Here is a 22,522-nt window from a genome sequence, read left to right as displayed (position 1 = left end):
GAATCCACGATACCGGGAAGGACGCCAATGACGCAGACTTCGATGGAGCCGAGCGGGATGACGGGCAACGTGCTGCCACGCCCCGCCGGTCGACCGCGGCGTGTGCCGCTCGCGAGCTGGGCCGTGCGCGCCGGGGTGACGCTGATTTACCTGTTCATGCTCAGCCCGCTGATCTTCGTGGTCTGGCTGAGTTTTTTCAAAGACGCGATCATCACCTTCCCGCCCAGCGGTTACACGGTCTCGTGGTATCTGAACGCCTGGCGCAATGCCGCGTTTGCCGACGGCTTCCTGCTCTCGCTGCAACTGGCCGCCTGCGCCGCCATTGGCGGCGTGATTCTCGGGGTTGCCGCCTCGCTGGCCCTCGCGCGCTACCGCTTTCCGGGACGCCGCACGCTGGGCAACGTGCTGCTGCTGCCGCTGGTGGTGCCGGGCATCGTGGCCGGCATCGCCGCCTACCTTTTCTACCTGCGCGCCGAAAACGCGCTGGACATGGACATCGTCGGCACGTTCGGTGGTCTGGTCATCGCGCACATCTGCCTGACCATTCCCTGGACGATGCGACTCGTGGGCGCGAGCCTCGCGCAAATCGACGGCACCATCGAGGAGGCCGCGCGCAATCTGGGCGCGGGGCCGTGGCGCACGCTGTGGCGTGTCACGCTGCCGATGCTGCGCCCCGCCATTGTCGCGGCGGTGTTGTTCAGCTTCATCGTGTCGTTCGAGAACCTCGAACTCACGCTGCCGCTGGTAGGCCCGGGCAAGACCACGTTGCCCATCGCGATCATGCAGTACCTCGAATTCAATCTCGATCCGACGATTGCGGCGGTCTCCGCCGCGCAGATCGTGCTGCTCGGCATCGTCATGCTGATCACCGATCGCTTCGTCAAACTCAGCCAGGTGATCTGACATGGCCAACGTTTCGCTGCGCGGACTGCGCAAGCAATACGGCAACGCCGCTGCCGTGACGGACTTCTCGCTGGAGATCGCCGAAGGCGAACTCGTCGCGTTCCTCGGCCCCAGCGGCTGCGGCAAGACCACCACGCTGCGCATGGTGGCGGGCTTCGTCGAGCCCACGGCGGGAGAAATATGGATCGGCGGCAAGGAAGTCTCGCGCCTGCCCCCGCATCGCCGCAACACGGGCATGGTGTTCCAGCGCTACGCCCTCTTTCCGCACATGACCGTGGCCGAGAACGTGGCGTTCGGACTGGAGATGCGGCGCGTGTCGAGCGCCGATCGTGCCACGCGCATCCGCGAAGCCCTCGACATGGTGCGGCTGTCCCAGCTGGCCGACCGCTACCCGCGCCAGCTCTCGGGCGGTCAGCAACAGCGCGTGGCGATCGCCCGCGCGCTGGCGATTCGTCCCGACGTGTTCCTGCTCGACGAACCGCTCTCGAACCTCGATGCCAAGCTGCGCACCGAAGTGCGCGAGGAAATTCGCGCGCTCCAGCGGCGTCTGGGCCTCACCACGATTTTCGTCACCCACGACCAGGAAGAGGCGCTCGCGATTGCCGATCGCCTCGCCGTCATGCATGACGGCCGCGTGCAGCAGATCGGCACGGCCGACGCGCTCTACGAACGCCCTGCGAATCCGTTCGTGGCGAACTTTCTCGGCAAGATGAATTTCCTCGCCGGTCAGATGCACGACGGCCACTTCGTGACGGCCCGCGGCGAACGCCTGGCGCTCGCGAGCGCCACACCGGACGCGCGCACGCTGGGTATTCGCCCCGAACGTCTGCGCCTGAGCGACGCGCCGGCGCACGACGAGACGTCCATGCCCGTGACGGTCGATCAGACGATCTATCTTGGCGCCACGCTGGAGCTGCGCCTGAAGAGTCCGCAAGGCGAGACGCTCGTGGCGCATGTGCCCAACACGGCTCGCGACGACGCAGGCCGTTACGCTCCGGGACGCGCGCTCAAGGCGTGCTTCGCGAGTACGGACTGTCTGTTCTTCAACGCCTGACGGCCGCCGACCGCCGACCGCACTGGGTCGCCACGATGTGCCGCTTCGATGCAATAACGCGCGGCGACCTTGCCGACGATCCGATATCCGTAACGCACGCACCACACCACCACACGCAGGCTTCTCGCTCCATACCCCGGCCAGTCGCCTGGCCCATGCTACGAAGGATGACGACATGACGCACGCTCTGAACCGCCGCACGTTTCTGAAGACCGCTTCCGGCCTGGTGATCGCCCCCGCGCTGGGTCTCGACGCCCTTTCGGCACACGCCGCCGCCGCGTGCCCGAACGTGGTCGTGGGCACCTGGGGCGGCGACTACCTGAACCTGCTGGAGCAGAACATCGGCAAACCGATCATCGAGGCGGCCGGGGGCAAGGTCACTTACGATTCCGCGGGACAGGTCGAACGCATGACCAAGCTGCGCGCCGAAAAGGCCTCGCGCCGCGGCTCGCTCGACGTGGCATGTCTGGCCGATCTCGACATGTACGACATCAACCGCTCGGGCATTCTCGAGACGGTCGACGCCAAACTCGTGCCGAATCTCGTCAACACGCTCGACGCACTGCGCCGCCCCTACTCGATTCCGCACATCTTCAGCGCGATGGTGATCGTGTACAACCCGGAAAAGCTCGGCACGAAGCCCGACTCGTTCACGGCGGCGCTCGATCCCAAGCTCAAGGGCAAGGTCGGGTTCTCGGACATCCTCTACAACTTCAACGTGGTGAGCAGCTCGCTTGCGGCCGGACACAAGGACGGCGACATGGCCGGCGGCGTGCAATTCCTGCGCGAGCTGCGCAAGACGCAACAGCCCAAGGTGTATCCGTCGAACGAAGCGGTGGCCTCGGCGCTCAAGAGCGGCGACATCTGGTTCACCTGCATGTGGAAGGCGCGTGCCCTGCAATGGAAGAAGGCCGGCGTGCCGATCGACTACGTGGTGCCCAAGGAGGGCGCGGTGCCGGTGACGTTCGAGGCCGCCGTGCCGAAGAACTCGCAGTCCAAGGCGTGCGGCTTCAACTATCTGAACGCGATGCTCGATCCGCGCGCGCAGATCGGCTTTGCCGAGACGATGGGCTACGCGCCGACGGTGAAGAACGCCAATTTGCCGCCGTCGCTGCAGCAAAGCGTGGGCTTCACCAACGACGAACTCGATCGCATGGTCAAGCTCGATTACGCCCGCTTCACCGCCGACAAGCCGGCGCTGCTCGACTTCTGGAACAAGGAATTCAAGGTGGGCCTGTGAATCTCGCCGCCCCGCCCGAGCCCTCGATGACTTCGCCCGCCGCCCCGCCATCCGCGCAAGCCGCCCGGGCCGCCACCGCACGCGCGGTGCGCGGCGCCCTCACCGGGGGCTCGCTCGTCACGCCGGCCACGTTCGTGGTGCTGTTCGTGATCGTGCTGCCAGGCCTGCAACTGGTGCGCTACAGCTTCAACCGGTTCGATCCCGTCGACATGATGCAGGCGGCGCTCACGGCCGAGAACTACGTCAAGTTCTTCACCGACCCGTATTACCTGTCGGTGCTGTGGACGACCATCAAGATCGCTTCGCTGTGCACGGCGCTCGCGCTCGTGTTCGGCTTTCCGGTCGCGTACATGCTCGCCCGCACGCAGACCCGCTTCAAGAGTCTGCTGGTCATGCTGCTGGTCTTCCCGCTGCTCGTGGGCAACGTCGTGCGCGCGGCCGGCTGGATGGTCATGCTCGGCAATGCCGGCTTCGTCAATTCGCTGCTCGTGTCGCTGGGCATCGTGCCGCAGCCGGTGCGGTTGCTGTACACGCCGTTCGCCGTGGTGGTGGGCACCACTGCCGTGGTGCTGCCGTACATGATCCTCACGCTGCAAAGCGTGCTCGAAGGCATGGACTTCTCCGTGGAAGAGGCCGCGCGCAATCTCGGCGCCACCTTCGGACAAACGCTCCTGCGCGTGATCCTGCCCATGGCGGCGCCGGGCATCGCGGCCGGCACCATGCTCGTGTTCATCCTGTGCATGAACGCCTACGCGACACCGGTCCTGCTGGGCGGCACCGGCATCACGATGATGACGCCCACGATCTACGACCAGATCGCCAAGGCGAACAACTGGCCCTTCGGCGCGGTGCTCTCGATCGTGTCGATGGTCGTGACCTTCGCGCTCGCCATCGCCTCCCACTGGGTCATTCATCGTCGCTACGCGAAGACGATGATGACCTGACGCTCCCGACGCATTCCCGACGCATTCCCGACTCGCTCCCGGCGGCAGCGCGGCACTGCCGCAGGCATTTCCGCCGGGCCTTCACAGACAGCGCAGCCGCCTCACAAGGATTTCGCCATGCCGATACTCACCGATGCCACCCGTCAGTACCGCCGCAGTCTCATGAACGACCTGATGGACCGCACGCGCGTCGACGCGCTCGTGTTCACCGCTGCCGACTTCTTCCAGTGGGCCACCAACTTCCACGTCGACGTGCAGACGTGGGAGCGTCCCATCGCGGTGTGCGTGCCGCGCAACGGCGAGCCGTTCGCCGTGATGAACGAGCTCTCCACGCATCACCTGATGATGGCCCGCGAGCGCCACCACCTCTGGCTGGATCCGGCGCGCGTCACACTGTACGCCGAGCACCCCCGCGTGACGCAACGTCAGCCGCTGCTTGCCGAGGTGCCGTCACTGATCGCCGAGGCGTTGAGCGCGGCGGGGCTGGGCGGCTCGCGCATCGGCGTCGACGCCGCCGGCGGCCCCCTCGCGCGCGCGGGCGCCCTGCTGCCCGACGCGAAGCTCGTGCCGATGCTCGCGCAGATGCGCGGCCTGCGCTGGGTCAAGCACGACGAAGAGATCGCCATCATGCGCGCGGCGGCCGAACTGGCCGACTGGGTGCAGGAGCGCTATCGCGAGAACATCCGCCCCGGGCGTCTGGTGCAGGAGCTCGATTACTCGATGGCCGCGCTCATGGTCACCGAAGGCGCGAAGCGCTTCCCGGGCGAGAACCTCGAAGTCATGCGTTGCTGGACCCTCTCCGGTCCGGCCTCGGCCTCGCCGCACGGCGACGGCGCATCGTGCGGCGCGCGCATCAACGCGGGCGACGGCATGGTGAACATCGTGATCCCGCGCCTGAACGGGCTCGTCATCGAGAACGAACGTACTTGGTTCTGCGGCAAGCCATCGACCGAGCAGGCGCGCTTCTACGAGGTCGCACGGGCGGCCAACGAGGCCGCGGTGGGCGCCGCCGTCACGGGCCAGCCGGTCTCCGGCATCGACGCGGCCGCGCAGGCCGTCATCGAGAAGGCCGGCTGCGGCGAGTTCATCCGGCATCGCACCGGACACGGCATGGGCATCATCGGCCACGAATACCCCGACGACATGGCGTTCAACCATCGTCCGCTGCTCGCCAACGAGGTCTACTCGGCCGAACCGGGCATCTACGTCTACGGGCTGGGCGGATTCCGTCTGGACGACTCGGTGGTGACGGGCGATACGCCGCTGATGCTCACGCGCACGCCGCGAACGCTCGCGCACGCCACGATCGATTGAACGCACATACCAATTTCGGAGGAGAGGTCATGGAGTCGATTCTGTTGTCGAACTGCGCGCTGCTGGACCCGGTCAAGGGCGAACTGCGCGAGGATCACGCCGTTCTGATCGAGAACGGACGCATCAAGGAAGTCTCGGACAAGCCGATCCGCACGCAGGCGGCGCGCGAGATCGACGCGCACGGGCGCACCGTGATGCCCGGCCTGATCGATCTGCACGTGCATGTGCACGCCACCCAGCTCAATCTCGCCGCACAGGCGCATCTGCCGAACGTGCTGGTCACGCTCAAGTCGGTGCCGATTCTGCAAGGCATGCTGCGGCGCGGCTTTACCACGGTGCGCGACGCCGGTGGCGCGGGCCACGCGATCAAGCACGCCGTCGAGAGCGGGCTCGCCGAGGGACCGCGCCTGTTCGTGTCGGGCCGCGCCATCAGCCAGACCGGCGGACACGGCGACGGACGCCCACGCACCGACTACATCGGCACCGACGGGCCGTGTCCGTGCTGCGTGCGCGTGGGCGCGCTCTCGCGCGTGGCCGACGGCGTCGACGCGGTGCGCCGCGCCGTGCGCGAAGAACTGCAAATGGGGGCCGACCAGATCAAGATCATGGCCTCGGGCGGCGTGGCCTCGCCGACCGATCCGGTGGGCGCGTGGGGTTACTCCGAAGACGAAATCCGTGCCATCGTCGCCGAAGCGCGCGGACGCGGCACCTATGTACTGGCGCATGCGTATACCGCCGCGGCGATCGAGCGCGCGGTGCGCTGCGGCGTGCGCACCATCGAACACGGCAACCTCGTCGACGCCCCGACGGCGCGCTTCATGGCCGAGCAGGGGGCGTACGCCGTGCCGACGCTGGTGACGTACGACGCGCTCGCGAACGAAGGAAAATCGCTCGGCCTGCCGGACGACAGCGTGGCCAAGATCGCCGATGTGCATGCCGCTGGCCTGCGCTCGCTGGAGATCTTCCGCGACGCCGGGGTGAAGATGGGTTACGGCTCCGATCTCCTGGGCGAGTCGCAGCGCCTGCAAAGCGACGAGTTCCGGCTGCGCGCCGAGGTACTCACGCCCGCCGAGATCCTGCGCAGTGCGACGGTGGTGGGTGCCGAGGTACTCGGCCAATCCGGTCAACTGGGCGAGATCGTGCCCGGCGCGCATGCCGATGTGCTGATCGTCGACGGCAATCCGCTCGCGTCGCTGGACTGCCTGCTCGGCCAGGGCGAGCGAATTCCCATGGTGATGAAGGGCGGTAGAATCCACGCTTTCGCGATGTGAGGCGAGCGCCGGCGCGCGCATCGCAGGGTAGCGTCACCGCCCACCGATGCCGTCGCGTTCGGCGATGACGCATCGCGCGACGCCTCGGCGCAGCTGCAGAAAGCGCGCCACCCACACGCCAACCCTTCCGTGGAGAATCGATGGATTTTCGGCACATCGACGCCTTTCGGGCGCTGATGCTCACGCGCACGACCACCAAGGCCGCCCAGGTGCTCGGCACGTCGCAGTCCGCGGTCAGCCGCCTCGTGGCCGACCTCGAGCGCTCGACGCGGCTCACGCTGTTCGACCGCGCGCGAGGCCGGCTGGAACCGACGGCCGAAGCCTTCGCGCTGTTCGAGGAGGTCGAGCGCCGCTACGCCGGACTCGACAATATCCGCGAATTCGCGCTGAATCTGCGCAACCCCGATCGCGCCGTCATTCGCGTGGGATCGGTCGTCTCATTCGGTCTCGGCTTCTTCGCCAGGGTGATGGCGAGGTACCGGGCGTTGCATCCGAGCGTGCAACTGGCGCTCACGACCGGTGCGTCGGATCTGATTCGCGATCAGGTCGTCACCCATCAGCTCGCGCTGGGCATCGTGACCGACACGATCGACGTGGCGGCAACGGACGCCGTCTCGTTCGCCAAGCTCGACGCCATTTGCGCACTGCCCGCCGGGCATGCGCTCGCGCGCAAGAAGGTCATTCGCCTGGCAGATCTGAAAGGCCAGCCGATTCTCTCGTACGAACCCACCGACATGGTCCGCTGGGGCATGGACCAACTCTTCGCCGACGGCAATCTGCACGAGCAGGTGGTCGCCACGGCGCGCTACTCGATCAATATCGGCACGATGGTCAAGGAAAACGTGGGCATCGGGTTGCTGCACCCGGTCTCGGCTTACGACTTTCTCGACTCCGACCTCGTGCTGCGCCGCTTCGAACCGTCGATGCCGTTCCACACGCTGCGCATCACGCCGCGCGCCGCCGCGCCCAGCGCGCAGCTCGACGATCTCGTGCGCGTGATGGAGACGACGCTCGACGACGTGCTTCGCGCGGTCCAGGCGCGAATGAGGGCCTGAAACCGGTCACCGCGCCGCGGCGCCGACAAAAAAGCCCGCCGGGGGACCCCCTGGCGGGCTTTTTCATGCATGGCTCGCGGCGTGGTGGCGCGTTATCGCCGCCCGCGCCTCGCTTGGTTGCCGGGCATCGTCAACACCTTGCGCTTACGAGACGATCGTCTGCGCTTCGTCTTCCTTGCGCTCGCGGATCGCGCCCAGACGGTAGACCGTTTCGCCCGAGGCCTCGAGGTGCTTGACCGCGGCGTCGGCGTCGGCCGCCGACACGATCACCGCCATGCCGATGCCGCAGTTGAATACGCGATGCATCTCCGCGTCGGCCACCTTGCCGTGGGCCTGCAGCCACTGGAACAGCGGCGGCAGCGTCCAGGCGTCCTGCTTGATGTCGGCCGTCAGATGATCCTGCAGGACACGCGGGATATTCTCGACGATGCCGCCGCCGGTGATGTGCGCCATGCCCTTGACGTTAAGCGTCTGCATGAGCGCGAGCAGCGGCTTGACATAGATGCGCGTGGGCGCCATCAGCACATCGCGCAGCGGCTGGCCGTGAAAGTCGGCGTCCAGGTCGGGCTTCGCGACTTCGATGATCTTGCGCACCAGCGAATAGCCATTCGAGTGCGCCCCCGACGAGGCCAGCCCCAGCACCACGTCGCCCGGCACGATGGCCGTGCCGTCGATGATCTTGCTCTTTTCCACCGCGCCTACCGCGAAACCGGCCAGATCGTACTCGCCGTCCGGGTACATGCTCGGCATTTCCGCCGTCTCGCCACCGATCAGCGCGCATCCGGCCAGCTCGCAACCCTGCGCGATCCCCTTGACGACCGTGGCCGCCGTGGCCACGTCCAGCTTGCCGCAGGCGAAGTAATCGAGGAAGAACAACGGCTCGGCGCCCTGCACCAGAATGTCGTTCACGCTCATGGCGACCAGGTCCTGGCCAACCGTGTCGTGCTTGTTCAGCGTGAAGGCCAGCTTGAGCTTGGTGCCCACGCCGTCGGTCCCCGAAACGAGCACCGGCTCCTTGTAGCGCTTGGGCACTTCGAACAGCGCGCCGAAGCCGCCGATGCCGCCCAGCACGCCGTCGCGCAGGGTTTTCTTGGCAAACGGCTTGATCGCTTCGACCAGCGCGTCGCCCGCTTCGATGTCGACGCCAGCGTCGCGATAGGAAAGGCCGGAAGTTTCGTTAGGGTGTGACATGACGGGAATGCATCAAGGTTCGGTAAAATGCGATTTTACCCGATGCGCGTGTCCTTTCGGCACGCAAACCGGATATCGGACGCCGGCTGACCCCGTCGTGCCCCGTAAACCGTACTCCGCCGGCCTGTCGCCGGCTTTCTTCGTTCGTGATCCAGCAACTGTATCTCGACCTCGGCACCCCGCCGCCCGCCACGTTCGACAATTTCATTGTCGGGCCCAATCGCGAGGCGGCGCAGACGCTTGCCGGCCTGAGTGCCGAACTGGCGGCCGGCACCGCACGCGACCGTGGCATCTACCTCTGGGGAACGGCCGGATCGGGCCGCACCCACCTGATGGAGGCGCTGTGCCATGCCGTGGGCCCGAGCGCGCGGTATCTGCGCCCGCACAGCCCGCTGGCCGCCTTCACGTTCGACGAGGCCAGCACGGTCTATTGCGTGGACGATTGCGACACCCTGTCGTCCACCCAGCAGATCGCCGCGTTCAACCTCTTCAACGAAACCCGCGCCCGACCGCATTGCGCTTTCGTCGCCGCCGGCTCGCAACCGCCGGTCGACATGCCGCTTCGGGAAGACCTGCGCACCCGCCTGGGCTGGGGGCTCGTATTTCACATTGTGGGACTCGACGACGAGGGCAAGAAGCAGGCGCTGCAGAACGCGGCCCGCGAGCGGGGGCTGCAACTGGCGGCCGACGTGCCCGCCTATCTGCTCACGCATTTCCAGCGCGACATGTCGAGCCTGATGGCGCTGCTCGACCGCCTGGACCGATTTTCGATGGAACAAAAGCGCGCGGTGACCTTGCCGTTGCTGCGCCAGATGCTCACCCACACCGATCCTGCCACCCCCGACGGCAAAAACTGACCGGTGTTAGCTTCAGGTAAAATTCGCGCAATGACCAATTTAGCTCTCTTCGATCTCGACCACACATTGCTGCCTACGGACAGCGACAAGGAGTGGGGTCGCTTCCTCGTGCGCCAGGGCGCGGTCGAGCGTGACTCGTACGCGCAGGCCAACGAGGCCTTCTATCAGGATTACCGTGCGGGCCGGCTCGACATGCCGGCCTATCTGCGTTTCTGCCTGGCGCCGCTCGCGCGTTACCCGCGCGATCAGCTCGACGCCTGGCACGCGCAGTACATGGAGGAGTCGATCCTGCCGCACGTGCGCAGCGAGGCGCTCGAACTGATCGACACGCACCGCAAGGCCGGCGACCTGTGCGCCATCGTGACGGCGACCAACACGTTCGTGACCCGTCCGATCGCGAAGGCCTTCGGGATCGATCATCTGATCGGCACCGAACCGGCCACCGCCGGCGACGGCCCGAACGCGCGCTACACCGGCGAGTATGTCGGCACGCCGAGCTTCCGCGAAGGCAAGATCACCCGTACCGAAGCGTGGCTCGCGAGCCTGGGCAAGACCTGGGACGACTTCGACCACGCCTTTTTCTACAGCGATTCCGCCAACGACGTCCCCCTGATGGAGAAGGTCAACCATCCGGTGGCAACGAACCCCGATGAGGCGCTGCGCGAAATCGCGCTGGCGCGTCGCTGGCCCATTCTCGAGTTGTTCCAGTGATCCGCAAACTCATCAAGAAGCTGCTGGGCAAGGACGGTCAGCCCCGCGCCGGCGCTACCGGCGCTACCGGCCCGACGCCGCCCGGCACCCCCGTCGTCATTCCCGTTGGCGTTCACGGCATCGATCCCTCGCTGCTTTCGAAGAACGCCGTGCGCGTGACCGACACGTTGCAGCAGGCCGGCTTCAAGGCCTTCATCGTGGGCGGTGCGGTGCGCGACCTGTTGCTCGGTATCGCGCCGAAGGACTTCGACGTCGCCACGAGCGCCACGCCCGAGCAGGTGCAGCGTCTGTTCCGCCGCGCCCGCATCATCGGTCGCCGGTTCCAGATCGTGCACGTGCAGTTCGGTCAGGAGATCATCGAGACCTCGACGTTCCGCGCGTTGGTCGACGCCGTCGACAGCGAGCAGATCGGTGCACGCCGTCCGAAAAAGGGCGAACTCGATCGCAAGACGCACGTGACCGACGAATCGGGCCGCGTGCTGCGCGACAACGTCTGGGGCGAGCAGGAAGAAGACGCCGCGCGGCGCGACTTCACCGTCAACGCCATGTATTACGACCCGGCCGCGCAGACGGTGCACGATTACCATCACGGCTGGGAAGACATCCAGAAGCGCGTGCTGCGCATGATCGGCGACCCGGCCACGCGCTATCGCGAAGACCCCGTGCGCATGCTGCGCGTGGTGCGTTTCGCGGCCAAGCTCGGCTTCAAGATCGACGAGGCGACCGCCGCGCCGATCTCGCAGCTCGCACCGCTCATCGACAATGTGCCCGCCGCGCGGCTGTTCGACGAGATGCTCAAGCTGCTGCTCTCGGGCCATGCCTGGGCGTGCGTGCAGCAATTGCGCGCGCAGGGCCTGCATCACGGTCTGCTGCCGCTGCTCGACGTCGTGCTGGAGCAGCCGATGGGCGAGAAATTCGTCACGCTCGCGCTCGCCAACACCGACGCGCGCATTCGCGCCGGCAAGCCGGTTTCGCCGGGCTTCCTGTTCGCCGCCCTGTTGTGGCATCTCGTGCTCGAGAAGTGGCAGGCCTACCAGCGCGCGGGCGAGTACCCGATTCCGGCGCTGCATCTGGCCATGGACGACGTGCTCGACGCCCAGACCGGCAAGCTCGCGATCCAGCGCCGTTTCGTTGCCGACATGAAGGAAATCTGGGGCCTGCAGGTGCGTCTCGACAAGCGCGTGGGCCGTACGCCGCTGCGGCTGCTCGAACATCCGCGCTTGCGTGCCGGCTACGACTTCCTGCTGCTGCGCTGCGAGTCGGGCGAGGTGCCCGCCGAAGCCGGGCAGTGGTGGACGGACTTCCTCGAGGGCGATGCCGCCGCGCGCGACGCCCTGCTCGCACAAGGCAGTGCACCGAGCGGTACGCCGGCGGCCAAGCGTCGTCGTCGCCGTCGCAAGCCGACGGGTGGACGGGGCGGTGAAGGATCGGGCAACGAAGCGAGCGCTGGCGACGGCAATGAGAACGCCACCAGCGAGAATCATGGCAAGCGGGTATCATCGCGACAGCATGGTTCCGAAGGTGCTTCATGACTGTTGCCTATATCGGGCTCGGCGCGAATCTCGGCGACGCCCGCCAAGCGATCAAGGACGCCGTCGTCTGCCTGGCGCAGCAAATCGGCGTGACCATCATCGGCAAGTCCGATCTGTATCGCACCGCGCCCATCGAGTCGAGCGGCGAGGACTATCTGAACTGCGTCGTCGCCGTGGAGACCCGCCTCACGGCGCGCCAGTTGCTTACGCTCTGCCTGAAGATCGAACTGCATTTCGGGCGCGAGCGCCCGTACAAGAATGCCCCGCGCACGCTCGATCTCGATCTGCTGCTGTATGGCGATGAATGCATCGCCGAACCCGACCTGATCGTGCCGCATCCGCGCATGGCCGCGCGCGCCTTCGTGCTGCGCCCGCTCTCCGATCTCGCTCCCGAACTCGACATTCCCGGCATGGGACGCGTAAGCGCCCTGCTGGGAGATGTCGCCGACCAGCGCATCGAGCGCGTCGAGGCGTGCTGCTGCCCGACGAAGCGCGCCTACGTCTCATGAGATCGCCCGTGCTCGGGCGTTTTCGCTATCTGGCCGTCGAGGGCCCCATCGGGGTCGGCAAGACATCGCTCGCGCAACGGCTCGCCGATGCGGCCGGCGCCGACATCATGCTCGAGCAACCCGCGCTCAATCCCTTTCTCGAACGTTTCTATCGCGACTCGGCGCGCTATGCGCTGCCCGCGCAGTTGTCGTTCTGCCTGCGACGCGTGGACGAAGCGATGGAAATCGCGCGCCGCGAAATCGACGGCAAGCCGATTATTACTGACTTCCTCCCGGAAAAGGACGGCCTGTTCGCGCGTCTCACCCTGTCGGCCGACGAGCTCGATCTGTATCGCAAGCTCGTCGCGCACGTCGAGCGCGCGCACCGCGCGCCCGACCTCGTGATCCATTTGCAGGCCAGTCCCGAGACGCTTTACGCGCGTATCCAGAAGCGCGCGATTCCGATGGAGCAACAGATTCCGGACACGTATCTGCGTGCGCTGTGCGACATCTATGGCGAATTCTTCTATCATTACGCCGCGGCGCCGGTATTGACTGTCGACACGGAACAATTCGACCCGGCGCACAACGACAGCGACTTCACCCTGCTGGTCGAGCGCATCGATCAGATGCGCGGACGCAAGGAAGTCTTCGTCAAGGGCGCTCGCCCCTGATCGTCTCCCGATTCGTCGAAGGCGCGCTTGTTGCGCCGGCGACCCCTGCTGAACCGAGGCCGACATGAGTTATCTGCAAGAATCCAACCGCAAGGCCGTGACCGTTCCCGGACTGGCCCAGATGCGCGAGCGTGGCGAGAAGATCGTCATGCTGACCGCCTACGACGCCAGCTTCGCCGCGCTGCTCGACCGTGTCGGCGTCGACGCCATTCTGATCGGCGACTCGCTCGGCAATGTGATCCAGGGCCAGCGCACCACCCTGCCGGTCACGCTGCGCGACATTTGCTATCACACCGAATGCGTGGCCCGCAGCGTGAGCAAGGCGCTCGTGCTCGCCGATCTGCCGTTCGGCACCTATGGCACGAAGGAGCAGGCATATCAGAGTGCCGTGGCCGTCATGCAGGCCGGTGCCCAGATGGTGAAGATCGAAGGCGGCGCATGGCTGGCCGACACCGTGCGCTTTCTGGTCGAGCGCAGCGTCCCGGTGTGCGCTCACCTGGGCCTCACGCCGCAGTCCGTGCACGCGTTCGGCGGCTTCAAGGTGCAAGCGCGCGAAGATGCCGCGCAGGCACAGTTGATCGGCGACGCCCGTACGCTGCAAGCAGCCGGCGCGCAGTTGGTCGTGCTCGAAGCGATTCCGGCCGCCCTGGCCTCGCGCGTGACGCCGGAAGTGCCCACGATGCCGACCATCGGGATTGGCGCGGGTCCCGATTGCGACGGGCAGGTGCTCGTGCTGCAGGACATGCTGGGTGTGTTCCCCGGCAAGTCGCCGAAGTTCTCGAAGAATTTCATGGAAGGCCAACCGAGCATCGCCGCGGCCATCGAGGCGTACGTGCAAGCGGTGAAACACGGCTCGTTCCCTTCGCAGGAACATAGCTTCTGACCTGGCGCGCCGCACGGCGCATCGCGTGAACAGGCGGCCTTCGGGCCGCTTTTTTCATTGCGCTGCCGGCAAAGTCAGCACCACGGCGAAGCCCTCGCCCGCCACGCGCTCGAAGGTCATTTGTCCGCCGTGCGCGCCGACCACTTCGGCCACCATGGCCAGTCCCAGGCTGGCCCCTTCGCGGCCATCCGCCCGCGACGAGAACGGCGTGCGCACGCGCGCCCACTCCGACTCGGGGATGCCCGGGCCGTCGTCGAAGAATCGCAAACGCCATTGGTCGTCGACCTTCGTCACATCGACGTGCAGACGATGCGGTGCGCCGTAGGCGAGTGCATTGACCAAGACGTTCTTGATCGCTTCACGCAGGCTCAGCGGATCGCCTACGATTCGGCACGGCGTGTCCGGCGTATCCGGCGCATGCAGCGCGACATCGATATCTCGCGCGGCATAGGACAACGTTTCGCGCATGGCCGTTTGCAGCAACTCGTTCAGGTCGACCGGTACGGGCGCCACGCTGTCCGCCCGGTGCTGCACCATCGCGTGATTGATCAGTTGATGGATGAGCCCGCCAAGTCCACGCGCCTGCTTCTGGATGCGTGCGACGTGCGCCTGTCGCGCCGTTTCATCCTGTGTCTGCGTGAGCAGTTCGGCCTGCGCCGTGAGCGCCGTCACCGGCGTGCGCAGTTGATGCGCGGCGTCGCCGATCACACGGCGCATCAGCGCGCGCGACGTGGCCAGCCGCTGCATGAAATCGTTGATCGCGCCCACGAGGGCGAGCGTTTCGGCGGGCGCCGTGACCGCCAGCGGCACGAGATCGTTCGAATCGCGTGCGCGTATGGCCGCCTCGATCTGCTTGAGCGGCGCGAGCGCCTGACGCAGCGTCCACAACGCCGCGAGCATCGTCAGCACGCCCGTGGCGATGGTGATGAGCAGTGTGTTGTCGGCGAGACCGCGCGTGAACCGCACGCGCGCGTTCTGCGTGTGCGCGAGTGCGACCACCGCCCACGGGTGCGCGGCGGCCACCGGCATGCGTCGTCCCACGATGGCGATGCGAATCGGCATTTCCTGATACGTGCCGTCGACGACGAGCGGCCCGTCCGCCAGCTTGTCCCATGGAATCGGCGGACGAAATTCGGAATCGCCGGCCACCGAGCGTCCGTCCGGGTCGAGCACGGTATAGAAGATCTGATCGCCCGGCGCGAGCGCGGAGAACGCGGCCAGCGGCACGTCCACATTCACTTCGCCGTTCTGGTACCACGTGTTCTCGGCGACCTGCAGCGCACTGCCGAGCAGCCATCGGTCATAGGCGCGGTCGACCGCCGCGCGGGTGGAGAACCAGATGCCGAGCAGCACGGCGGCGACCGCGAACGCGAGCACCGCGCCCATGCGCACGACCAGGCGAAGATACAGGGAACGACCGGGAACGATCATGACAGCACGAGCTGATAGCCCAGTCCGCGCAACGTGCGGATCTGGAATTGTGCCGCGGCCAGCTTCTTGCGCAGGCGCGCGACATATTGTTCGATGGCATTGGCGTTCGGCACGGGTTCGTCGCCGTACAGGCGATCCATGAGTTCGTCCTTGCCGAAGATGCGCCCCGGACGCGCCGCGAGAATTTCGAGCAGCGTGACTTCCCGGCGCGTGAGCTCGATGGGCTGACCGTCGATCTCCACGCCGCGGCTCTTGCGATCGAGCGTGAGATTCGCGCATGCCAGACGGTTCGTCGCATCCTGGCCGGTGCGGCGCATGAGCGCACGCACTCGCGCTTCGAGCTCGCGAAAATCGAATGGCTTGGTGAGATAGTCGTCGGCCCCGAGGTCGAGCGCGCGCACGCGCTCCTCGATCTCGGCGCACGCGGTGAGCATGAGCACGCGCGTGGCCAGACCTCGCTCGCGCACCCGCCGAAGCAGCTCGAATCCGTCGACGTGCGGCAGCATCACGTCGAGAATGAGCAGGTCGTAGTCGTCGCCGATGCGCGCGGCGGCCGCGGCGCCGTCCGTCTCGCAATCGAGCGCATGACCGAGCTTGCGCAGCTGGGTGGCGATCGCTTCGGCGACGTCGGCGGTGTCTTCCACCAGCATGATGCGCATGATGTTTGTGTCTCCTTCTCGTCGGCGGCCACGTTCGGCGCCTGACGCGCTTTCGGGTTGCCGGTGGGCGCGATTGTCCCGGAATTCGGCGCGGGCGTCCTCGGGGTTTGCCCTGAATATCGGCCCGGCGGCCGTCGATGTCAGCTTCGTTACAGCTTGGCTGCTTAGTATCGAAGCCGATTATAAAAGCATCCATTCGGAGACACGCCATGCCGCATGCCCCCCTTCCGGGCGCCGGGACACCTGCGTCCACGGTGCCGCCGCTGCTCGAAATCGACGGCGTCACGCTGCAATACAAGACCGACGACTACCTCGTCACTGCCGCCCAGCAAGTGAGCTTCAACGTCTATCCGGGCGACCGGTTCGTGTTGCTCGGCCCGTCCGGCTGCGGCAAGTCGACCTTGCTCAAGGCCATCGGCGGCTATCTGCCGCCGGTAAGCGGCGAGATTCGCCTCAAGGGACGCGCGATCAGCGAGCCGGGGCCGGACCGCATGATGGTGTTCCAGGAATTCGACCAGTTGCTGCCGTGGAAGACGGTGCGCCAGAACGTGGAATTCGCTCTCATCGCGAGCGGTCGCCTCAAGGGGCGCGAGGCCGCCGGGCGCGCCGCGCACTATATCGAAAAGGTCGGCCTGGGCAAGTTCATCGACAGCTATCCGCACACGCTCTCCGGCGGGATGAAGCAACGCGTGTCGATCGCGCGCGGCATGGCGATGGAGCCCGATGTGCTGCTCATGGACGAGCCGTTCGCCGCGCTCGACGCGCTCACGCGTCGCAAGATGCAGGACGAACTGCTGCGCCTGTGGGACGACACGCGCTTCACGGTGCTGTTCGTCACGCACGGCATCGACGAGGCGATTCGCATCGGCACGCGCATCCTGCTGCTCTCGCCGCACCCCGGCCAGGTGAAGGCCGAACTCAACAGCATTGCGCCGGAACAGCTCGGCACGGCGCACCAGAGCGCCCTGGAGGCGCGCATCGATCAACTGCTGTTCGCAACCCATTGAGGACGACGTTCATGAATACGATGGCCCAGGCGACGACGTTGTCGCCCTCTACCCCCAGGATCGAACCGGTCGTGCGGCCCGAGTTCGTGCTCGAACCCGTGCAGGCCGAGTTGGCGTCGATCCAGCGCCCGCTCTCGACCTTCGAAACGCTCTACCGCCTCGGCTGGCTGCGCAAGACCGTCATCCTTTGCGTGCTCGCCATCATCTGGGAAATCTACGGCCGCTGGCTCGACAATGCGCTGCTGTTCCCGAGCTTCACCGACACGCTCGGCGCCTTCGTCAATGGCCTCACGAGCGGTGTGCTGCTGCTGCGCGCGGCCGTCTCGCTCAAGACGCTGCTGATCGGCTACGGCATCGGGATCGCGCTCGCCGCCGTGCTCACCACGGTGGCGATCAGCTCGAAGATCGGCAACGACCTGCTCGAAACGCTCACGGCGATGTTCAACCCGCTGCCCGCCATCGCCCTGTTGCCGCTCGCGCTGATCTGGTTCGGCCTGGGCAACGGCAGCGTGATCTTCGTGCTGGTGCACTCGGTGCTGTGGGCCGTGGCGCTCAACACGCACAGCGGCTTTCGCGGCGTGTCGAAAACATTGCGCATGGTCGGCCAGAACTACGGACTCAAACGCTTCGCGCTGGTACGCCACGTGTTGATTCCCGCGGCGTTCCCGAGCATTCTCACCGGCCTGAAGGTGGGCTGGGCCTTTGCATGGCGCACGCTGATCGCGGCGGAACTCGTGTTCGGCGTGTCGTCGGGTTCGGGCGGTCTGGGCTGGTACATCTTCGAGAACCGCAATTCGCTGGAGACGGCCAACGTTTTCGCCGGGCTGTTCTTCGTGATTCTCATCGGGCTGGCAGTCGAGAACCTGCTGTTCGCCCGTATCGAGAAACGCACGCTGCATCGCTGGGGCATGCAGCATTGATCGACGCCCCCTCGGGGGCATGAATAATTCCAACTATCCGGAGACGACAACATCATGAATCGACGTCATTTCACGCGCTGGGCCAGCACGCTCGCGCTGGCGGTCACGACGGCCGCGGCCACGCTCGCACCGCTGGGCAACGTTGCCCACGCCGAAGCGAGCACCGTGCGCCTGTCGCACGGCTACGGCATTCTCTATCTGCCACTCATGGTCATGCGCGACCAGCATCTGATCGAGAAGCACGCCAAGGCAATGGGTCTGGGCGACGTGAAGACCACGTGGACCATTCTCGACGGCGGCAACGTGATCAACGACGCGATGCTCGCCGGCAATCTCGACGTGGCCGGCACCGGCGCACCGGGCTTCGTCACGCTGTGGTCGAAGGCGCACGGCATTCCGCGCTCGGAGGTGATCGGCCTGTCGGCGCTGTCGACCGGCCCGCTCTGGCTCAACACGAACAACCCGAACATCAAGACGCTCAAGGACTTCACGCCGAAGGACAAGATCGCGATTCCGGGCATCAAGACGTCGCTCTCGGCCGTGCTGCTGCAAATGGCCGTGGCAAAGACCTTCGGTATCGAGAACTACGCGAAGCTCGACCCGCAAACCGTCAGCCTGAGCCATCCGGAAGCCGTGAGCGCCCTGCTCTCGGGCAAGACGGAGATCACCGCGCACTTCACCTCGCCGCCGTTCTCGTATCAGGAACTGAAGGACCCGCGCATCAAGCGCGTGCTGAATTCGACCGACGTGCTCGGCAACATCACCATCGACGTGGTATTCGCGCCGAAGCAGTTCACGGTGCAGAATCCGAAGCTGGTCCAGGCGATTCTGGCGGCACAGGACGAAGCCGCGGCCTATATCGCGAAGGATCACGTGGGCGCGGCGAAGACCTTCCTGCGCGTGTCGAAGATGAACCTTCCGCAAGCGGAGATCGAACAGATGCTGGCCGATCCGGGCCTGCAGTTCACCACCACGCCCAACGGCCTGATGCAATATGTCGAATTCATGAGCCGCGCGGGCACGATCAAGACGCGGCCGGCGAAGTGGAGCGAACTGTTCGTGCCGGAGATGGCGTCGCGTCAGGGAAGCTGAGCGACGCGACACGCCTCGCACGATACGCGACACGCAACGCTCCGCGCGCATCGACGGTCCCAGCGCGGGCCGCGATGCGTGAAGCGATTTGCAGGTCGACTTGCAGGTCGAGGAGAAACGCAGCGGCGCCCGAGGGCGCCGCTGTGCATTTCAGGAGCGGGAGCGGTGAGGGGCGCTCGTCAAGCGGGTGCGCGAGCCAGCTTCGCGGGTAGCGCGCCGCGCAATGCGTTGCAAACCACGATGGCCTGCGTGTTCTCGACGTCTTCACGGGTCAGCACGTCCTCGACGGCGGCCCACGACGGGTCGTCGAGCATCACGCCGCGCATGATCCCCGGCAACAACCCGCACGACAGCGGGGGCGTCACCCAGAGACCGTCGCGCTTGACGAACACACTGCTGCGCCCGCCCTCGGTCAGCTCGCCGCGCTCGTTGAAGAACAGCATGTCGAACGCGCCACGGGCCTGCGCCGCCTTCCACGCCGTATCGTAGCGCTCGCGCACGGTCGTTTTGTGACGCAGGAAGAGATCGTCGGCACGCGTCGCCTCGCTCATGTTCGCGAGCCACACCGTCACGCTCGGCTGCGCGAGCGGTTCGAGCACGCCGTGCGTGATCGTGGCGGCGCCGTCGTGCGAGAGGGCGAGGCGCACGCGATGGATCTCGCTCGCGTCGAGTGTTGCGACCACCGCGTCGAGTTGTGCCCGCAACGACGCCTCGTCGAAACGAAAGCCGAAGTACTTTGCCGACGCCGCCAGACGCGCCAGATGGCGCGAGAGATGGTCAATGCCCGACAACGGTGTCGCCCGCATGGTCTCGAAGATCTCGAACCCCGGGTCGAGCGCACTCAGGAAACGCGCCTTGAGCCTGCATTCCTCGCGCTCCTCGCGGGCACGGCTGTCGAGCACGATGCCCGCACCGATACCGAGACGTCCGCGACGTAATCCGCTGGCCATGGGTGCATCGAGTTCGAGGGTTCGAATGGCGACCGACAGGCAGAAGTCGCCGAGCGCTTCCGGCGCGTCTTCGCGGGCATCGAGCCAGCCGATGGCACCGGTATAGAGCCCGCGCGGCGACGTTTCGAGCTCGCCGATCAGTTGCATCGCACGATACTTCGGCGCACCGGTGATCGAGCCACAGGGATACAGCGCACGCATGACGTCAGCCAACGAGGCCGAGGGCGGTAGCGTGGCCGTAACGGTCGACGTCATCTGCAGCACGCTCGCGAAGCGGGTGACCTCGAAGAGTTTCGGCACCTTGACGGACCCCGGTGTGGCGACGCGCCCGAGATCATTGCGCAGCAGGTCCACGATCATCAGGTTCTCGGCGCGGTTCTTCTCGTCGGCGGCAAGCGCCGCACTGCGCTCGGCGTCGACGGCGGCGTCGCCGCACGCGGGGGCCGTGCCCTTCATCGGCCGCGCCTCGACCCGTCCGCGCGAATGACGCAGGAACAGCTCGGGCGAGAGCGAGAGTATCGCCCGACCTGCCACGCATCCGGCACCGGGAAGCATCACCAGCGCCCCGTAAGGCACGGGCTGGCGCGCACGCAAGCGGCGGTACAGTGCCACGGGCGAGCCGAATGCGTCGAAATTCAGGCGATAGGTGTAATTGATCTGGTAGCACTCGCCTTGCGCGAGCCAGTCTTGAATGCGAGCGATGGCGTCGTCGAAGGCCGCATCGCTCACGTCGTCCTGCAACGCGGCAACGCCTGCCACGCCCGGCGGCGCGATATCGTCGGTGCCGGCGGCGTGATCGATGTCCCGTGGGCTCGCCTGCGCGCAGGCGGCCTCACGGCCGGCCAGCCAGGCTTGCGTCTGCGCGGCGCTCAGGTGCGCCAGGGTGGCGAACAACAGGGCGCGGAACTGCCCGGGTGCGCGACGCGTCGCGACCGTATGCACGCCGGCCAGGCGCACGCCGAATTCGTAATCGGCCAGCAGCACGGCATGCAGGCCGTCGCGCGTGGCTTCCTCCACTTCGCGAAGCGCGTCGGAAAGCACACCGGGCTCGTCGCAAGTCACCTCGCGCACGAGCCCGGTATACAGACGCGCTCCACCGACCGGATCCGCGCTGTCGTCCAACAGTGCGAACGCGGCCAAGGGCGCTTCACTTTGCATGAAATTACTCGAAGAACTGCTTCACACGGTCGAACCAGCCTTTGGTCTGCGGGCTGTGGCGCGCGCCGCCCGCCTTGAGCGAGGCGTCGAAGTCGCGCAGCAACTGCTTTTGCTTGTCGTCGAGCTTGACCGGCGTTTCCACCTGCACGTGCACGTACAGATCGCCCGGGTAGCTCGCACGCAACCCCTTGATGCCCTTGCCGCGCAGGCGGAACGTCTTGCCCGTCTGCGTGCCTTCCGGCACTTCGAAGGTCGCCTTGCCGTGCAGCGTGGGCGCGTCGATGTCGCCGCCGAGCGCCGCCGTCGCGAACGAGATCGGCATCTGGCAGTGCAGGTCGTCGCCGTCGCGCTCGAACACGTTGTGCGGCTTGATGTGGATTTCCACGTACAGGTCGCCCGCCGGTCCACCATTCACACCCGGTTCGCCGTTGCCGGCCGAACGAATGCGCATGCCGTCTTCGATGCCCGCCGGGATCTTGATCTCCAGCGTCTTGGTCTTCTTGAGCTTGCCCGAACCATGGCAGTTGGTGCACGGCTCGGGAATGTACGACCCCGTGCCGTGGCACTTCGGACAGGTCTGCTGAATGCTGAAGAAGCCCTGCGACATGCGCACCGAACCCGAACCGTTACAGGTCGGGCAGGTCTCGGGCTTCGTGCCCGGCTTCGCGCCGTTGCCGTGGCACACCTCGCACTCCTCCCAGCTCGGCACGCGAATCTGCGTGTCGAAACCGTTTGCCGCCTGCTCGAGCGTGATCTCCATGTTGTACCGCAGATCCGCGCCGCGATACACCTGCGGGCCGCCCCGGCCACCGCGCCCACCCGGGCCGCCCTGGCCGAAGATGTCGCCGAAGATATCGCCGAACGCGTCGGCAAAGCCGCCGAAGCCCTGACCGCCCGCCCCGCCGAAGCCGCCCATGTTCGGGTCGACGCCCGCGTGGCCGTACTGGTCGTACGCCGCGCGCTTCTCCGGCTCGGAGAGCATCTCGTAGGCCTCTTTGACCTCCTTGAACTTCTCTTCGGCGTCCTTGCTGTCCGGATTGCGGTCCGGGTGGTACTTCATCGCCAGCTTGCGATACGCCTTCTTGATTTCGTCGTCGGTGGCGTTCTTGGCCACGCCAAGGACTTCGTAGTAATCACGTTTGGCCATAAGTCTTTCCAGTGTTGGCGCATGTCCGCCATCAGGCAAAA

The 22,522-nt window shown here is 66.3% G+C and carries 21 protein-coding genes; 16 read left to right on the top strand and 5 right to left on the bottom strand.

All coding sequences use genetic code 11. The features are described from left to right. The first annotated feature begins 57 nt into the window (after positions 1–57). The 7 genes from W930_RS0119515 (at position 58) to W930_RS0119480 (ending at position 7,781) form a co-directional block, all read left to right on the top strand. Positions 58–903 carry an ABC transporter permease gene (locus tag W930_RS0119515; RefSeq protein WP_369798679.1) on the top strand — a complete coding sequence of 282 codons (846 nt, stop codon included), beginning with the start codon at positions 58–60 and terminating at the stop codon, positions 901–903. A 1-nt stretch (position 904) separates the two neighbouring features. Then, entirely contained in the window at positions 905–1,957 is a 1,053-nt protein-coding gene (locus W930_RS0119510) for an ABC transporter ATP-binding protein (protein ID WP_023872140.1), read from the top strand. Between the two features lie 175 nt (positions 1,958–2,132). After that, positions 2,133–3,197 carry an extracellular solute-binding protein gene (locus W930_RS0119505; protein WP_023594529.1) on the top strand — a complete coding sequence of 355 codons (1,065 nt, stop codon included), beginning with the start codon at positions 2,133–2,135 and terminating at the stop codon, positions 3,195–3,197. 26 nt (positions 3,198–3,223) lie between these two features. Next, entirely contained in the window at positions 3,224–4,141 is a 918-nt protein-coding gene (locus W930_RS0119500) for an ABC transporter permease (RefSeq protein ID WP_223272010.1), read from the top strand. Between the two features lie 117 nt (positions 4,142–4,258). Further along, on the top strand, positions 4,259–5,455 hold the full coding sequence (locus W930_RS0119495) for a Xaa-Pro peptidase family protein (protein WP_023594527.1): 1,197 nt from the start codon (positions 4,259–4,261) through the stop codon (positions 5,453–5,455). 29 nt (positions 5,456–5,484) lie between these two features. Continuing rightward, the gene (locus W930_RS0119490; protein ID WP_023594526.1) at positions 5,485–6,726 is read left to right on the top strand and encodes an amidohydrolase family protein; all 1,242 of its coding nucleotides are present in this window, start codon (positions 5,485–5,487) and stop codon (positions 6,724–6,726) included. A 140-nt stretch (positions 6,727–6,866) separates the two neighbouring features. Next, positions 6,867–7,781, top strand: a complete 915-nt coding sequence (locus W930_RS0119480; RefSeq protein ID WP_023594525.1) for a LysR substrate-binding domain-containing protein — start codon at positions 6,867–6,869, stop codon at positions 7,779–7,781. A gap of 144 nt (positions 7,782–7,925) precedes the next feature. Here the strand turns inward: W930_RS0119480 and purM are convergent, their stop codons facing one another. Beyond that, positions 7,926–8,972 carry a phosphoribosylformylglycinamidine cyclo-ligase gene (gene purM, locus W930_RS0119475; RefSeq protein WP_023872142.1) on the bottom strand — a complete coding sequence of 349 codons (1,047 nt, stop codon included), beginning with the start codon at positions 8,970–8,972 and terminating at the stop codon, positions 7,926–7,928. 146 nt (positions 8,973–9,118) lie between these two features. Here purM and hda point away from each other — a divergent pair, with 146 nt between their 5' ends. The 6 genes from hda to panB all read left to right on the top strand — a co-directional run bounded on the left by hda (position 9,119) and on the right by panB (position 14,117). Then, positions 9,119–9,829, top strand: coding sequence for a DnaA regulatory inactivator Hda (gene hda, locus W930_RS28200; RefSeq protein ID WP_023594523.1), 711 nt, complete (start codon positions 9,119–9,121; stop codon positions 9,827–9,829). Between the two features lie 30 nt (positions 9,830–9,859). Beyond that, complete coding sequence (locus W930_RS0119465; protein ID WP_023594522.1) at positions 9,860–10,540, top strand: HAD family phosphatase; 681 nt, start codon at positions 9,860–9,862, stop codon at positions 10,538–10,540. Further along, complete coding sequence (pcnB, locus tag W930_RS0119460) at positions 10,537–12,072, top strand: polynucleotide adenylyltransferase PcnB (RefSeq protein ID WP_023872143.1); 1,536 nt, start codon at positions 10,537–10,539, stop codon at positions 12,070–12,072. Before W930_RS0119465 ends, pcnB begins: the two co-directional genes overlap by 4 nt. After that, positions 12,069–12,581 carry a 2-amino-4-hydroxy-6-hydroxymethyldihydropteridine diphosphokinase gene (folK, locus tag W930_RS0119455; RefSeq protein ID WP_023872144.1) on the top strand — a complete coding sequence of 171 codons (513 nt, stop codon included), beginning with the start codon at positions 12,069–12,071 and terminating at the stop codon, positions 12,579–12,581. Before pcnB ends, folK begins: the two co-directional genes overlap by 4 nt. Positions 12,582–12,589: 8 nt before the next feature. Further along, positions 12,590–13,234 carry a deoxynucleoside kinase gene (locus W930_RS0119450; RefSeq protein ID WP_115344394.1) on the top strand — a complete coding sequence of 215 codons (645 nt, stop codon included), beginning with the start codon at positions 12,590–12,592 and terminating at the stop codon, positions 13,232–13,234. Between the two features lie 64 nt (positions 13,235–13,298). Further along, positions 13,299–14,117, top strand: coding sequence for a 3-methyl-2-oxobutanoate hydroxymethyltransferase (gene panB, locus W930_RS0119445; RefSeq protein ID WP_023594518.1), 819 nt, complete (start codon positions 13,299–13,301; stop codon positions 14,115–14,117). A 54-nt stretch (positions 14,118–14,171) separates the two neighbouring features. Here panB and W930_RS0119440 read toward each other — a convergent pair whose 3' ends face one another. Together W930_RS0119440 and W930_RS0119435 are read right to left on the bottom strand one after the other, a co-directional pair. Then, a complete protein-coding gene (locus W930_RS0119440) occupies positions 14,172–15,548 on the bottom strand; it encodes a sensor histidine kinase (RefSeq protein WP_023872145.1) in 1,377 nt (458 codons plus the stop codon). Next, positions 15,545–16,207 (bottom strand): response regulator transcription factor, encoded by a 663-nt coding sequence (locus tag W930_RS0119435; RefSeq protein WP_023594516.1) that lies wholly within the window; start codon positions 16,205–16,207, stop codon positions 15,545–15,547. Before W930_RS0119435 ends, W930_RS0119440 begins: the two co-directional genes overlap by 4 nt. Positions 16,208–16,416: 209 nt before the next feature. Here W930_RS0119435 and W930_RS0119430 point away from each other — a divergent pair, with 209 nt between their 5' ends. The 3 genes from W930_RS0119430 to W930_RS0119420 are packed head-to-tail and all read left to right on the top strand — an operon-like array spanning position 16,417 to position 19,226. Continuing rightward, positions 16,417–17,214: an ABC transporter ATP-binding protein gene (locus W930_RS0119430; RefSeq protein WP_023594515.1), complete on the top strand. Its 798-nt coding sequence runs from the start codon at positions 16,417–16,419 to the stop codon at positions 17,212–17,214. A gap of 20 nt (positions 17,215–17,234) precedes the next feature. Continuing rightward, a complete protein-coding gene (locus tag W930_RS0119425; protein WP_023872146.1) occupies positions 17,235–18,134 on the top strand; it encodes an ABC transporter permease in 900 nt (299 codons plus the stop codon). 54 nt (positions 18,135–18,188) lie between these two features. Continuing rightward, the gene (locus W930_RS0119420; protein WP_023594513.1) at positions 18,189–19,226 is read left to right on the top strand and encodes an ABC transporter substrate-binding protein; all 1,038 of its coding nucleotides are present in this window, start codon (positions 18,189–18,191) and stop codon (positions 19,224–19,226) included. Between the two features lie 179 nt (positions 19,227–19,405). Here W930_RS0119420 and W930_RS0119415 read toward each other — a convergent pair whose 3' ends face one another. Both W930_RS0119415 and dnaJ read right to left on the bottom strand, forming a co-directional pair. Then, positions 19,406–21,334, bottom strand: a complete 1,929-nt coding sequence (locus W930_RS0119415; RefSeq protein ID WP_023872147.1) for a chorismate-binding protein — start codon at positions 21,332–21,334, stop codon at positions 19,406–19,408. Between the two features lie 4 nt (positions 21,335–21,338). Further along, on the bottom strand, positions 21,339–22,481 hold the full coding sequence (dnaJ, locus tag W930_RS0119410) for a molecular chaperone DnaJ (RefSeq protein WP_023594511.1): 1,143 nt from the start codon (positions 22,479–22,481) through the stop codon (positions 21,339–21,341). Positions 22,482–22,522: the final 41 nt, after the last annotated feature.

The sequence above is a fragment of the Pandoraea sp. E26 genome, from assembly GCF_000681415.1.
Taxonomy (GTDB): Bacteria; Pseudomonadota; Gammaproteobacteria; order Burkholderiales; family Burkholderiaceae; genus Pandoraea; species Pandoraea pnomenusa.
The sequence above is the reverse complement of the archived record's forward strand: the minus strand, read 5'-3'. Positions and strand labels throughout refer to the sequence as shown.

What these genes read in the sequence shown, in the direction of transcription:
- W930_RS0119515 (WP_369798679.1), top strand. Translation starts at nt 58, where the DNA reads ATGACGGGCAACGTGCTGCCACGCCCCGCCGGTCGACCGCGGCGTGTG.
- W930_RS0119510 (WP_023872140.1), top strand. Translation starts at nt 905, where the DNA reads ATGGCCAACGTTTCGCTGCGCGGACTGCGCAAGCAATACGGCAACGCC.
- W930_RS0119505 (WP_023594529.1), top strand. Translation starts at nt 2,133, where the DNA reads ATGACGCACGCTCTGAACCGCCGCACGTTTCTGAAGACCGCTTCCGGC.
- W930_RS0119500 (WP_223272010.1), top strand. Translation starts at nt 3,224, where the DNA reads ATGACTTCGCCCGCCGCCCCGCCATCCGCGCAAGCCGCCCGGGCCGCC.
- W930_RS0119495 (WP_023594527.1), top strand. Translation starts at nt 4,259, where the DNA reads ATGCCGATACTCACCGATGCCACCCGTCAGTACCGCCGCAGTCTCATG.
- W930_RS0119490 (WP_023594526.1), top strand. Translation starts at nt 5,485, where the DNA reads ATGGAGTCGATTCTGTTGTCGAACTGCGCGCTGCTGGACCCGGTCAAG.
- W930_RS0119480 (WP_023594525.1), top strand. Translation starts at nt 6,867, where the DNA reads ATGGATTTTCGGCACATCGACGCCTTTCGGGCGCTGATGCTCACGCGC.
- purM (WP_023872142.1), bottom strand. Translation starts at nt 8,972, where the DNA reads ATGTCACACCCTAACGAAACTTCCGGCCTTTCCTATCGCGACGCTGGC.
- W930_RS0119465 (WP_023594522.1), top strand. Translation starts at nt 9,860, where the DNA reads ATGACCAATTTAGCTCTCTTCGATCTCGACCACACATTGCTGCCTACG.
- folK (WP_023872144.1), top strand. Translation starts at nt 12,069, where the DNA reads ATGACTGTTGCCTATATCGGGCTCGGCGCGAATCTCGGCGACGCCCGC.
- panB (WP_023594518.1), top strand. Translation starts at nt 13,299, where the DNA reads ATGAGTTATCTGCAAGAATCCAACCGCAAGGCCGTGACCGTTCCCGGA.
- W930_RS0119440 (WP_023872145.1), bottom strand. Translation starts at nt 15,548, where the DNA reads ATGATCGTTCCCGGTCGTTCCCTGTATCTTCGCCTGGTCGTGCGCATG.
- W930_RS0119435 (WP_023594516.1), bottom strand. Translation starts at nt 16,207, where the DNA reads ATGCGCATCATGCTGGTGGAAGACACCGCCGACGTCGCCGAAGCGATC.
- W930_RS0119430 (WP_023594515.1), top strand. Translation starts at nt 16,417, where the DNA reads ATGCCGCATGCCCCCCTTCCGGGCGCCGGGACACCTGCGTCCACGGTG.
- W930_RS0119425 (WP_023872146.1), top strand. Translation starts at nt 17,235, where the DNA reads ATGGCCCAGGCGACGACGTTGTCGCCCTCTACCCCCAGGATCGAACCG.
- W930_RS0119420 (WP_023594513.1), top strand. Translation starts at nt 18,189, where the DNA reads ATGAATCGACGTCATTTCACGCGCTGGGCCAGCACGCTCGCGCTGGCG.
- W930_RS0119415 (WP_023872147.1), bottom strand. Translation starts at nt 21,334, where the DNA reads ATGCAAAGTGAAGCGCCCTTGGCCGCGTTCGCACTGTTGGACGACAGC.
- dnaJ (WP_023594511.1), bottom strand. Translation starts at nt 22,481, where the DNA reads ATGGCCAAACGTGATTACTACGAAGTCCTTGGCGTGGCCAAGAACGCC.